This window comes from Pseudomonas sp. LS44 (genome assembly GCF_024730785.1).
Lineage (GTDB): Bacteria > Pseudomonadota > Gammaproteobacteria > Pseudomonadales > Pseudomonadaceae > Aquipseudomonas.
The window spans coordinates 985167-997251 of record NZ_CP102830.1 but is presented as its reverse complement, the minus strand read 5'-3'; the positions used below and the strand labels follow the sequence as shown (position 1 = coordinate 997251).

Here is a 12085-nt window from a genome sequence, read left to right as displayed (position 1 = left end):
GACTCTAGCAAGGACCACCGGCCGATGCGCTGACGCCGTGAGCCAAGTCCATGGCCGTGCGATCCCCCGACTATGGTTGGGAAGCATCCGGCAGCGTTCGACTTCACTCCGCGTCTACCGTTGAATAGCCGCCACCGCCCAGCAGGTATCGGATATGAACAAGTCGCACTGGATGATTTACGGCGCCAATGGCTACACCGGCCAGTTGCTCGCCCGCGAGGCGGTACGCCAGGGTCTGACCCCGATCCTGGCCGGACGCAGTGTCGATGGCGTCGAGGCCATCGCCAGCGAGTTGCAGCTGCATGCGCGAATTTTCGATCTCGCCGATGCCGGCGCCAGCCGCAGCGCATTGGATGACGTCGCGGTGGTCGCGCATTGCGCCGGACCGTTCTCCGCCACCAGCGCGCCGATGATCGCCGCCTGCCTGGCCAGTGGCAGTCACTACGTCGATATCACTGGCGAGATTGCCGTGTTCGAACAGGCGCATGCTGAGGATGCCGCGGCGCAGGCCGCAGGTGTGGTGATCTGCCCGGGCGTGGGCTTCGATGTGATTCCCACCGACTGCCTGGCCGCCTGCCTCAAGCAGGCGCTGCCGGATGCCAGCCATCTGGCCCTGGGCTTCGACAGCGCCAGCGGTCTCTCGCCGGGCACCGCGAAAACCACCGTGGAAGGCCTCAAGCTGGGTGGCCAGATCCGTCAGGACGGGCGTTTGCGCAGCGTGCCGTTGGGTTTCAAGAACCGTGAGATCGACTTCGGCCGCGGCGCGAAGAACGCCGTGACGATTCCCTGGGGCGATGTGGCGACCGCCTACTACTCCACGGGGATCGCCAATATCGAGGTTTATCTGCCGATGCCCGCGGGCGTGGCGGCGGGCATGCGCGTGCTGACCCCGTTGCGCGGCCTGCTCGGCAAGCCCTTCGTGCAGAACTGGCTGAAAGCGCAGGTCAGTCGGCGCATCGCCGGGCCCGACACGCAGACCCGCGCGCGGCAGCCCACCTGGGTCTGGGGTGAGGCGCGCAACGCCCGCGGCCAGGTCAAAACCGCGCGACTGCAAACCGCCAATGGTTATGACGTCACCGTGCATGGCGCGCTGCTGGCCGTGCACCATTTGCAGAATTACCAGGGCGCGGGTGGTTACTTCACCCCATCGCAATTGTTCGGGCCGCGCTGCGTGGAGCAGTTGCCTGGTAGCGGATCGATCCTCATCGAATAGGCCCGGCGTTATCGAGCGCCGACCAGGTTATTCCAGCGGCACCAATACCGCGCCAGCGGTGCGCCGCAATTGCTCGGTCAACTGGTTGAGCAGCTCGCCGCCGTTACGCCAGTAATGCCAGTACAACGGCACATCGACACTGCGCCCCGGCAGCAGCTCGACCAACTCGCCACGGGCCAGTTCGGCGTGCACTTGCTGCTCTGGCACCAAGCCCCAACCGAGCCCGCCGGCGGTTAGGCGCACGAAGCCCTCGGAAGACGGGCACAGGTGATGAATGAAACTGCCCGCCACGCCCAACGCCGCCAGGTAGCGGTGCTGCAGCAGGTCGTCCGGGCCGAACACGATGGCCGGCGCGCGAGCCAGATCCTCGGCGCGCACGCCCGCCGGAAAGTGCCGCTGGATAAACCCCGGACTGGCCAGCGCGCGATAGCGCATGGCGCCCAACGGCAGACAGCGCGCGCCCGCCACCGGTTTGTCGCCGGCGCATACGCAACCGGCCACCTCGCCGGCACGCATGCGTTTGAGACCGACGTCCTGGTCTTCCACCACCAGATCGAGGAGCAAGCGCTGGCGCGCACAAAAATCCCCCACCGCACTCGCCCACCAAGTCGCCAGGCTGTCGGCGTTCAGGGCGATGCGCAGCCGCTCCGGCAATCCGCCTTCATCGAGCGCCGGCACCTGCCCCTGCAAATCGCGCTCGAGCAGACGGACTTGCTGCACATGGTTGAGCAAACGGCGGCCAATTTCCGTCGGCGCCGGCGGCGTCACCCGCATCAACACCGGCTGACCGACCCGCGCCTCGAGCAATTTGATCCGTTGCGACACGGCCGATTGCGACAAACCCAGCACTTGGGCGGCGCGCTCGAAGCCGGCTTGTTCGATCACCGCGGCAAGCGCGGCCAGTAATTTGTAATCGAACATCAGATTTCCTAATGATCCATCAGCATGATTGGTTTTTCTTATACACCCAACCCACTCACACTCGCCACTTAGTGGCCTGTGCGGTTAATTGGTTATCTCAAGTTCGGATGACTGAGGCTCTGAGACAAGGCGCCGCGACGAGTCATAGCAGGGCTATGGCGAGGAGCGGTAACGCAGTATCAGGGTCTCAGGCGCCGAAATTGACTAACTGAATTAACCAAACAGGCCACCCAACCTTTCCAGGAGCGGGTTGCCATGTGGCAGAGTTATCTCAACGGCTTGTTGGTCGCCATCGGCCTGATCATGGCGATCGGCGCGCAGAACGCCTTTGTCCTCGCCCAAAGCCTGCGCCGCGAACATCACCTGCCGGTCGCCGCGCTGTGCGTCTTGTGCGATGCGCTGCTGGTGGCCGCCGGTGTCTTCGGCCTGGCCAATCTGCTGGCGCACAGCCCGTTGTTGCTGGGCATCGCCCGCTGGGGCGGCGCGGCATTTCTGATCTGGTACGGGGTCAAGGCACTGCGCCGGGCGCTGTCTCCGCACGCCCTGCAGGAGGCCGCCGATGCCGGGCCACGCTCACGCCGCGCGGTGCTGTTGACCGCCCTGGCGGTGACCCTGCTGAACCCACATGTCTATCTGGACACCGTGCTGCTGATCGGCTCACTGGGCGCTCAACAAACCGAGCCCGGCGCCTATGTCCTGGGCGCCGCGAGCGCTTCATTACTGTGGTTTTTCAGCCTGGCCCTCGGCGCCGCATGGTTGGCGCCGGTGTTGGCTCGGCCGGCGACCTGGCGTCTGCTCGACCTGGGCGTGGCGGCCATGATGTTCAGCGTGGCGGCCCAATTGCTGCTTAACCAGTGAGCCACTGTCCGCGTCTGCGAGGGCGCTGCAGAGCCCCGCGCCGGGGCTTTTCCACACAGTTGCTGCGTGGTTATGCCTTCGGCCGAGTGCTATGATTCGGGGCCCACGGCGCAAAGAGTACAAACTCCCGCCGTATGTCTGGCCGCCCGTGAACGGCCTCGCCACATGCCAGTCAAAACATATTGTCGAGTCTGACTGCATCGCACCCTGACCTGAGGAGATAGACCATGGCTTTCGAATTGCCGCCACTGCCGTATGAGAAAAACGCTCTCGAGCCGCACATTTCCGCTGAAACCCTCGAGTACCATCACGACAAGCACCACAACACTTACGTGGTAAACCTGAACAACCTGGTGCCGGGCACCGAGTTCGAAGGCAAAACCCTGGAAGAGATCGTCAAAACCTCTTCGGGCGGCATCTTCAACAACGCCGCTCAGGTCTGGAACCACACCTTCTACTGGAACTGCCTGGCGCCTAACGCCGGCGGCCAACCGACTGGCGCTCTGGCCGATGCCATCAACGCGGCGTTCGGTTCCTTCGACAAGTTCAAGGAAGAGTTCAGCAAGACTTCCATCGGCACCTTCGGCTCCGGCTGGGGCTGGCTGGTGAAGAAGGCCGACGGCTCCCTGGCCCTGGCCAGCACCATCGGCGCCGGTTGCCCGCTGACCAGCGGCGACACCCCGCTGCTGACTTGCGACGTATGGGAACACGCCTACTACATCGACTACCGCAACCTGCGTCCGAAGTATGTCGAAGCGTTCTGGAACCTGGTCAACTGGGACTTCGTTGCGAAGAACTTCGCTGCCTGATCCTGCCAGGTTGTCTCGGCCACCCGCGTAGCGGGTAATGGGGTCAGCGCGCGAACGTGCCGCTCCTGAGGTTGCCAGCGCAAGTCGCTACAGCCACCGAGACACCCCCAAAAAACCCGGCCACGCCGGGTTTTTTTGTATCGCAGCCCCAACGCCAATTCGCTCTTTCCCCTGCAATGCCCGCCTTGCATCACCAGCGTCAAGAAATCATCTCGCAAACCCGACGAGTACCCTCAAGCCCCGGCGACTCGTACCGACATAATGTGGGAAAGCCATCTAACGTTTCACATTGGATGCTTTGGAGTCTGAACGCCGTACCGAACGGAAAGGTATGGTCCTTTGACTGCTACCCCGGCTTTACCAATACTCAGCGCGATTGAACGCCACCAGCATTCGAACAAGGAATCGGCATTTGAAGCTGGCACTCAAAAACAGCTTGTCTCTGAAACTGCTCCGCGTGGTGCTCCTCTCGGCTTTGGCGGTCGGCGTGGTGCTGAGCCTTGGGCAGATCATGTTCGATGCCCACAAAACCCGTCAGGCTGTGGCCATCGATGCGCAGCGCATTCTCGACATGTTCCGTGATCCCTCGACCCAGGCCGTCTACAGTCTCGATCGGGAAATGGGCATGCAGGTGATCGAAGGGCTGTTCCAGAATGAGGCGGTGCGCTACGCCGCCATCGGCCACCCCAACGAACCGATGCTGGCGGAAAAGTCCCGCGACCTGACCCCGCTGGCGAGCCGCTGGCTGACCGACCCGATCCTCGGCAAAGAACGCAGTTTCACTACCCGCCTGATCGGCCGTGGGCCGTACAGCGAGTATTACGGCGACCTGAGCATCACCCTCGACACCGCCCCTTACGGCGAGGACTTCCTGACCAGCTCGGTGATTATTTTTATCTCCGGCGTGCTCCGCGCGCTGGCCATGGGACTGGTGCTTTATCTGGTCTATCACTGGCTGCTGACCAAACCGCTGTCGAAAATCATCGAACACCTGAGCAGCATCAACCCAGACCGCCCCAGCGAGCACAAGCTGCCAATGCTCAAGGGTCATGAGCGCAACGAATTGGGTTTATGGATTAACACCGCCAACCAGTTGCTGTCTTCCATCGAACGCAACACCCACCTGCGCCGCGAGGCGGAAAACAGCCTGCTGCGCATGTCGCAATACGACTTCCTCACCGGCCTGCCCAACCGCCAGCAATTGCAGCAACAACTCGACCAGATCATTTCCGACGCCGGCCGCCTGCAGCGCCGCGTGGCCGTGCTGTGTGTCGGCTTGGACGACTTCAAAGGCATCAACGAACAATTCAGCTATCAGATCGGCGACCAGCTGCTGCTCGCGCTTTCCGACCGCTTGCGCAGCCACAGCGGCCGTCTCGGTGCCTTGGCACGCCTCGGCGGCGACCAATTCGCCCTGGTCCAGGCCAACATCGAGCAGCCGTATGAAGCCGCCGAACTGGCGCAGAGCATCCTCGACGACCTGGAGGCGCCCTTCGCCCTCGAGCAACAGGAAGTGCGCCTGCGCGCCACCATCGGTATCACCCTGTTCCCCGAAGATGGTGACAGCACCGAGAAGCTGCTGCAGAAAGCCGAACAGACCATGACCCTGGCGAAAAGCCGCTCGCGCAACCGTTATCAGTTTTATATCGCCAGCGTCGACAGCGAAATGCGCCGGCGCCGCGAGCTGGAAAAGGATCTGCGCGATGCGCTGGCGCTGGGTCAGCTGCATCTGGTCTATCAACCGCAGGTGGATTATCAGGACCACCGCGTGGTTGGCGTCGAGGCACTGCTGCGCTGGCAACACCCGCAACATGGCTTCGTGCCGCCGGACTTGTTCATTCCGCTGGCCGAACAGAACGGCAGCATCATTCCGATCGGCGAATGGGTTCTCGACCAGAGCTGCCGGCAGCTGCGCGAATGGCATGACCAGGGCTTCAGCGAACTGCGCATGGCCGTCAATCTGTCTGCCGTGCAGCTGCACCACGCGGAACTGCCGCGGGTGGTCAACAACATCATGCAGGCCTATCGCCTGCCGCCGCGCAGCCTGGAGCTGGAAGTCACCGAAACCGGCCTGATGGACGACATCACCACCGCCGCACAGCATCTGCTCAGCCTGCGCCGCTCCGGCGCGCTGATCGCCATCGACGACTTCGGTACCGGCTATTCATCGCTGAGCTATCTGAAGAGTCTGCCGCTGGACAAGATCAAGATCGACAAGAGTTTCGTCCAAGATCTGATGGAAGACGAGGACGATGCCACCATCGTCCGCGCCATCATCCAGCTGGGCAAAAGCCTCGGCATGCAGGTCATCGCCGAAGGCGTGGAAACCGCCGAGCAGGAGGCCTACATCATTGCCCAAGGTTGCAATGAAGGTCAGGGCTACCTGTACAGCAAACCGCTGCTGGCCCGTGATCTGACGCTGTTTCTCAAGCAATCGCGGCGCCTCAGCAATGCCGGCAATCCGGCCACGCTCTGAACCAGGCCCCGCGCGCCGGGCCGCACCACACTCTAGCAGGCCGTTGAAAAACTACTGCGCTCGGCTATACCGCGTTGAAATCAGGCTCAAAATGCTCATTTACCACTCGTAAACTGCGCTTTTTCGCCTGATTTCACCTTGCCTAGCCTTCGCTCGCTACGTTTTTCAACGGCCTGCTAGAACTGCTTTATCCCCAGCAGCCAGGCGGTGGCCAAGGCCCCTACCAGGCACAGCAGCGCGCCGCCGGCGGCCTGCCAGTAGAAGCGCTGCGCCAGCTCGTCTTCCCCCGCATTGGACAGAATGAACGGCTGCGCCTCCGCCGGCTTGGCCAGGTGATTCTGCGCCGGCAGCGCGCTGCGCTGGCGATGGCGGTCTTCCGCTTCGAGCTGCGCCGCCAGACGCAGGCGGTTCCACTCCGGCTCATCGAGCTGGCCGTTGCCGTCGCTGTCGAAGTGCTGCAGCAGGCCGGCGAAATCGCGCTTCCACTCGCGGATTACCTCGCCCTGCGCCGCCGCCAGATCGAGACCCTGCCGCCCGCCGCCGCTGGTGCAGAAATCGCCGATGGCATACAGCGGCTGACCGGCGTGCAAGCGCTCCTCCGTGTAGCGATATTCCTTGCCGCTGCTCAGCCAGCCGAGCAGGCCACCCTTCGCCGGACCGCGCGGATGACGCTGATTGCCCTTCCACACCTCGCGGATCATCGGCCGCACTTCCGCGCCGGCCGGGTTGATCAGACACTCGCCGGTGGCATCGGCCAGGCGTAGCCAGGCCTCGCTGGTACCGCGCTCGAGCACCCGCCAGCTGCTCTTCTTGCCGTCGCTGTGGTACTCCTCGATCTTGAAGCGCCACCACAGACACGGCTTGCCGCTCAGCGGGCCGCAGATGTGCGCCTCGGGCAACTCTTCCAGCACGCCGTAGAACTCGGCGTAGCCCTGCGCCGCCGAACGGATCTTCGAGGTCGGGGTGTCCAGCAGGTGGCGCGCCTGCGACCAGCGCTGCAGGCTCCACCATCCACCACCGGCACAAGCGCCCACGCTGAAGGCCAGCGCAACGGCCAGTTCCTGCATGTCCATGACTCAGCTGAACAGGGTCTTGAGGTCGACGTCGGCCTTCTCCGCTTCGCTGAAGCGCAGCAGCTCCGCCGTCTTGAAAGCGCCAAGCCGGGCGACCAGCACGTCGGGGAACTGCTCGATGCGCACGTTGTTCAGGTTGACCGCCTCGTTGTACAGCTCGCGGCGATCGGCGATGCCGTTCTCCAGGCCGCTGATGCGCTGCTGCAGATGCTGGAAGCTCTCGTTGGCCTTCAGCTCCGGGTAGTTCTCGGCGAGGGCGAACAGCTGGCCCAGTCCGGCGCGCAGGCCGCCCTCCGCCTTACCCAGCGCGCCGATGTCCTGCTGCTCGCGCGCACTGGCCACCGCGTTGCGCGCGGCGATCACCCGCTCGAGAGTGGTGCGCTCGTGCTGCATGTACTGCTTGCAGGTTTCCACCAGCTTGGGCAATTCCTCATGGCGCTGTTTGAGCAGCACATCAATGTTCGCCCAGGCCTTGCTCACCCCATGTTTGAGGCGGACCAAACCGTTGTAGAGAGATATCGCGTAGGCGGCGACAAGGACGAGGACAACGATCAACAGCACACTGGTCAAGCTCATGCAGGTTTCTCCCTGAGGACGGCGATGAGGATGGCGGCATTCTAACTGCAGCATGCCATCAAGGCAGTGTGTAACGCACAGCCCAGGCCGACTCCAGCACCATCTGCCCTTTGCACAAAATGCAAATCTTTCGCATTATGGTGCGGTTTTACATGCGCAGCGTGCTGCCACCCATCATTCGCCGCAAAGGAACTCGCCATGATTCGTATGCCCCTGGCTTCCGCCAGCCTTTTGGCCATCGCCATTTCTCTCGCCGGCTGCGGCGATGACAAAGCTCCGGCCACCCAGGCCAGTGCGCCGGCAGCTGCCAGCGGCAAAGTCGACGAGACAGCAGCCAAGGCGGTAGTCGCCCATTACGCTGATATTGCCTATGCCGTGTTCAACGATGCCGCCATTACCGGCAAGGCGCTGCAGGCCGCGGTCGACGCGTTGCTCGCCAACCCCAACGCCGACACCCTAAAGGCCGCCCGCGACGCCTGGCTAGCCGCGCGCGTGCCGTACATGCAGACCGAAGTGTTCCGCTTCGGCAACGCCGTGGTCGATGACTGGGAAGGCCAACTGAACGCCTGGCCGCTGGACGAGGGTCTGATCGACTACGTCGCCGACGGCACCGCCGAAGCCCAAGGCAACCCGGCCGCCAAAGCCAACATTATCGCCAACACCGAGATCCAGGTCGGTGAAGACAAGATCGACGTCAAAGACATCACCGGCGAGAAGCTCGCCGAGCTGAATGAACTGGGCGGCTCCGAAGCCAACGTTGCCACCGGCTACCACGCCATCGAGTTCCTGCTCTGGGGCCAGGATCTGCACGGCACCGAAGCCGGTGCCGGCGAACGCCCGGCCAGCGACTACATCGACGGCCCGAGCGGTACCGGTGGCCACAACGATCGCCGCCGCGCCTACTTGAAGGCCGCCACCGACCTGTTGGTCAAAGACCTGGAGTCGATGGTCGGCCAATGGAAACCAGGCGTCGCCGACAACTACCGCGCCAAGCTGGAAGCCGAATCCGCGGAAAGCGGCCTGCGCAAGATGCTGTTCGGCATGGGCAGCCTGTCGCTCGGCGAACTGGCCGGCGAGCGCATGAAAGTCGCCCTGGAAGCCAATTCCACCGAAGACGAGCATGACTGCTTCAGCGACAACACCCACAACTCGCATTTCTACGACGCCAAGGGCATTCGCAATATCTATCTGGGCGAATACAAGCGCGTCGACGGCAGCACCCTGACCGGCCCGAGCCTGTCTTCGCTGGTGGCCAAAGCCGCTCCAGCCACTGACGACACCCTCAAGGCCGACTTCGCCGACACCGAGAAAAAGCTCCAGGCCTTGGTCGACAGCGCCAACGACGGTCAGCACTTCGACCAGTTGATCGCCGCCGACAACACCGACGGTCAGCAGATCATCCGCAACGCCATCGCCGCGCTGGTCAAGCAGACCGGTGGTATCGAGCAAGCGGCCGGCGCGCTGGGCATCAGCGACCTGAAGCCGGAAACCGCCGATCACCAGTTCTGATCGACGCTCCACTGGCCATTGAGCGGTGCTCGGTGGCCGGCAAACGGATGCGGCACACCGCCGCATCCGTTTTTCATTTGCACTGCAAGATTTTCACCACGCGCTGGTAAGCTTGCGCGCCTGCTTTACCCTGGATGGCTCCTGATGTCTGTCGCCCTTTTCCGCCTCGCTGCATTGCTCCTGACCCTCGGTCTGGTGGCCTGCGATCAGGCGCCGCGTTTTACTCAGGCTGAGCCTGGCGAAGCGCTTTCGGCCGGCAGCGCGACCGTCAACCAGACCGACCACAACGCCTACTCCATGCCATCGGCGAATCTCACTCCGATGCGCCGCCTGGACTTCAGTGTCGGCAATAGTTTCTTCCGCAACCCCTGGGTCATCGCGCCTTCCACCACCACGGCGCGCGACGGCCTGGGCCCGCTGCTGAATACCAACGCCTGCCAGAACTGCCATATCAAGGACGGCCGCGGACATCCGCCCGGCCCCGGCGCCAACAATGCGATGTCGATGCTGGTACGCCTGTCGATTCCGGCCAGCAGCGCCGAACAAGCCGAACGGATCGAACGCCTCGGCGTGCTGCCCGAGCCGGTATATGGCACCCAGCTGCAGGACATGGCCAACCCCGGCGTCCGCCCTGAAGGCAAGGTGCGCGTGGACTATCAGGCCGTGCCGGTGCAGTTCGCCGATGGCACGCGGATCGAACTGCGCAAACCGACCCTGCAGATCACCCAGCTCGGTTACGGAGCGCTGCACCCGCACACCCAGTTCTCCGCGCGCATCGCGCCGCCGATGATCGGCCTGGGCCTGCTCGAAGCGATTCCCGAAGCGGCGATCCTGGCCAACGCAGAGGCCCAGCGCCGGCAGGAAAACGGCATCGCCGGCCAGCCCAACCGCGTCTGGGATGACGCACGGCAACAGACCGTGCTCGGCCGTTTCGGCTGGAAAGCCGGGCAACCGAACCTCGACCAGCAAAATGCCCACGCGTTTTCCGCCGACATGGGTCTGACCACCCCGCTTCTCGACCACGACGAATGCACCGCGCAGCAGGCTGACTGCCTGAGCGCCACGCATGGCGGTACACCGGAAGTCAGCGCGACAATCAACGCCGCCGTCCTCTTCTATACCCGCAACCTGGGCGTGCCGGCGCGCCGCAATGTCGATGCGCCGCAAGTCCTGCAAGGCAAAGGGTTGTTCCATCAGGCCGGCTGCGCGCAGTGCCACACGCCGCAATACACCACGGCCGCCGACGCCGCCGAACCCGAGCTGGCCAACCAGTTGATCCGCCCGTACAGCGATCTGCTGCTGCACGACATGGGCGACGGCCTGGCCGATCAGCGCCCCGAGTTCACCGCCAGCGGCAGCCAATGGCGTACCCCACCGCTGTGGGGCATCGGCCTCAGCGAAAGGGTCAGCGGCCATAGCCAATTTCTGCATGACGGCCGCGCCCGCAACCTGCTCGAGGCTATCCTCTGGCACGGCGGCGAAGCGCAGGCGGCCAAGCAACAGGTCCTCACCTTTGATGCCGAGCAGCGCGACGCGCTATTGGCGTTCCTGAATTCCCTCTGAAAGGAGCTTGCGCATGTTTCGCCCGAAACTCTTGTTCACCAGTCTCGCCGCCCTCGCCCTCGGCGCCTGCTCACCGCAGGACCAGCATGCGCAGACTTCCGCCGCGCTCGCTCAGCAAGTGATCCTGCCAAGCTACAGCCGCTGGGTCGAAGCCGACCGCCAGCTGGCCAAGAGCGCGCTGGCGTTCTGTTCCGGCCAAGAAGATCTGGCCAAGGCACGCGCCGACTTCCAGGGTGCACAAAGGGCCTGGGCCGAGTTGCAGCCGCTGCTGATCGGCCCGCTGGCCGAAGGCAACCGCGCCTGGCAGGTGCAGTTCTGGCCGGACAAGAAGAACCTGGTCGGCCGCCAGGTCGAGCAACTGGTCAAGACTCAGCCGCAGATCGACGCCGCGGCGCTGACCAAGGCCAGCGTGGTCGTGCAAGGCCTGTCTGCCTACGAGTACATCCTCTTCGACAGCAATATCGACCTGGCCGACAGCGCGCAGAAAGCCCGCTACTGCCCGCTGTTGCAGGCCATCGGTGCGCGCCAGCAAACCCTGGCCGAAGAGATCCTCGCCAGCTGGAACACCAAGGACGGCATGCTCGCCCAGCTGAGCAAATTCCCCAACCCGCGCTACGCCGACTCGCACGAGGCAATCGCCGAGTTGCTGCGCGTGCAGGTCACCGCCCTGGACACCCTGAAGAAAAAGCTCGGCACCCCGCTCGGGCGCCTGAGCAAGGGCATCCCGCAACCGTTGCAAGCCGATGCCTGGCGCAGTCAGGCGTCGCTGGCCAACCTCGCCGCCAGCCTGGCCAGCGCCCAGGCGCTGTGGCAGGGCGTTGACCAGCATGGTCTGCGCGGCCTGCTCGGCGACGAGCAAAAAGCCCTCGCCGAGCGCATCGACGCCGCCTATGCCGAAGCGCAGCAGAAACTCGCCGCCCTGCAACCGCCGCTCGGCGAACTGCTCGCCAGCGAGCAAGGACGTCAGCAGCTCGGCGACTTCTACGACAGCCTCAACCGCGTGCATCGCCTGCAAGAATCCGAGCTAGCCAAGGCCCTCGGCGTGCAGTTGGGCTTCAACGCCAACGATGGCGACTGAGGGAGGAGC

Annotated in this window: 10 protein-coding genes; 7 read left to right on the top strand and 3 right to left on the bottom strand. The window is 63.9% G+C overall.

Features of this window, described 5'->3' with window-relative positions:
- Window positions 1–154 precede the first annotated feature (154 nt).
- Window positions 155–1213 (top strand): trans-acting enoyl reductase family protein, encoded by a 1059-nt coding sequence (locus NVV93_RS04440; RefSeq protein ID WP_258253243.1) that lies wholly within the window; start codon window positions 155–157, stop codon window positions 1211–1213.
- A gap of 27 nt (window positions 1214–1240) precedes the next feature.
- Here NVV93_RS04440 and NVV93_RS04435 read toward each other — a convergent pair whose 3' ends face one another.
- The gene (locus NVV93_RS04435; RefSeq protein WP_258253242.1) at window positions 1241–2134 is read right to left on the bottom strand and encodes a LysR family transcriptional regulator ArgP; all 894 of its coding nucleotides are present in this window, start codon (window positions 2132–2134) and stop codon (window positions 1241–1243) included.
- 255 nt (window positions 2135–2389) lie between these two features.
- Between NVV93_RS04435 and NVV93_RS04430 the strand changes: the two genes are divergently transcribed.
- The 3 genes from NVV93_RS04430 to NVV93_RS04420 all read left to right on the top strand — a co-directional run bounded on the left by NVV93_RS04430 (window position 2390) and on the right by NVV93_RS04420 (window position 6277).
- Window positions 2390–2992: a LysE/ArgO family amino acid transporter gene (locus tag NVV93_RS04430; protein WP_258253241.1), complete on the top strand. Its 603-nt coding sequence runs from the start codon at window positions 2390–2392 to the stop codon at window positions 2990–2992.
- Window positions 2993–3219: 227 nt separating this feature from the next.
- Entirely contained in the window at window positions 3220–3801 is a 582-nt protein-coding gene (gene sodB, locus NVV93_RS04425) for a superoxide dismutase [Fe] (protein WP_258253240.1), read from the top strand.
- A 412-nt stretch (window positions 3802–4213) separates the two neighbouring features.
- Window positions 4214–6277 (top strand): bifunctional diguanylate cyclase/phosphodiesterase, encoded by a 2064-nt coding sequence (locus NVV93_RS04420; RefSeq protein WP_258253239.1) that lies wholly within the window; start codon window positions 4214–4216, stop codon window positions 6275–6277.
- A gap of 176 nt (window positions 6278–6453) precedes the next feature.
- Here the strand turns inward: NVV93_RS04420 and NVV93_RS04415 are convergent, their stop codons facing one another.
- The gene (locus NVV93_RS04415; protein WP_375162904.1) at window positions 6454–7350 is read right to left on the bottom strand and encodes a GIDE domain-containing protein; all 897 of its coding nucleotides are present in this window, start codon (window positions 7348–7350) and stop codon (window positions 6454–6456) included.
- Window positions 7351–7353: 3 nt separating this feature from the next.
- Window positions 7354–7926, bottom strand: coding sequence for a LemA family protein (locus NVV93_RS04410; protein WP_258253237.1), 573 nt, complete (start codon window positions 7924–7926; stop codon window positions 7354–7356).
- A gap of 198 nt (window positions 7927–8124) precedes the next feature.
- Here NVV93_RS04410 and NVV93_RS04405 point away from each other — a divergent pair, with 198 nt between their 5' ends.
- From NVV93_RS04405 to NVV93_RS04395, 3 genes are all read left to right on the top strand, one after another.
- On the top strand, window positions 8125–9435 hold the full coding sequence (locus NVV93_RS04405; RefSeq protein ID WP_258253236.1) for an imelysin family protein: 1311 nt from the start codon (window positions 8125–8127) through the stop codon (window positions 9433–9435).
- Window positions 9436–9579: 144 nt separating this feature from the next.
- Window positions 9580–10998 (top strand): di-heme oxidoredictase family protein, encoded by a 1419-nt coding sequence (locus NVV93_RS04400; RefSeq protein WP_258253235.1) that lies wholly within the window; start codon window positions 9580–9582, stop codon window positions 10996–10998.
- A gap of 13 nt (window positions 10999–11011) precedes the next feature.
- Entirely contained in the window at window positions 11012–12076 is a 1065-nt protein-coding gene (locus NVV93_RS04395; protein ID WP_258253234.1) for an imelysin family protein, read from the top strand.
- Window positions 12077–12085: the final 9 nt, after the last annotated feature.

Coding starts and splice junctions, on each gene's coding strand:
- NVV93_RS04440 (WP_258253243.1), top strand. CDS start 155: ATGAACAAGTCGCACTGGATGATTTACGGCGCCAATGGCTACACCGGC.
- NVV93_RS04410 (WP_258253237.1), bottom strand. CDS start 7,926: ATGAGCTTGACCAGTGTGCTGTTGATCGTTGTCCTCGTCCTTGTCGCC.
- NVV93_RS04395 (WP_258253234.1), top strand. CDS start 11,012: ATGTTTCGCCCGAAACTCTTGTTCACCAGTCTCGCCGCCCTCGCCCTC.
- NVV93_RS04415 (WP_375162904.1), bottom strand. CDS start 7,350: ATGGACATGCAGGAACTGGCCGTTGCGCTGGCCTTCAGCGTGGGCGCT.
- NVV93_RS04400 (WP_258253235.1), top strand. CDS start 9,580: ATGTCTGTCGCCCTTTTCCGCCTCGCTGCATTGCTCCTGACCCTCGGT.
- NVV93_RS04430 (WP_258253241.1), top strand. CDS start 2,390: ATGTGGCAGAGTTATCTCAACGGCTTGTTGGTCGCCATCGGCCTGATC.
- NVV93_RS04405 (WP_258253236.1), top strand. CDS start 8,125: ATGATTCGTATGCCCCTGGCTTCCGCCAGCCTTTTGGCCATCGCCATT.
- NVV93_RS04435 (WP_258253242.1), bottom strand. CDS start 2,134: ATGTTCGATTACAAATTACTGGCCGCGCTTGCCGCGGTGATCGAACAA.
- sodB (WP_258253240.1), top strand. CDS start 3,220: ATGGCTTTCGAATTGCCGCCACTGCCGTATGAGAAAAACGCTCTCGAG.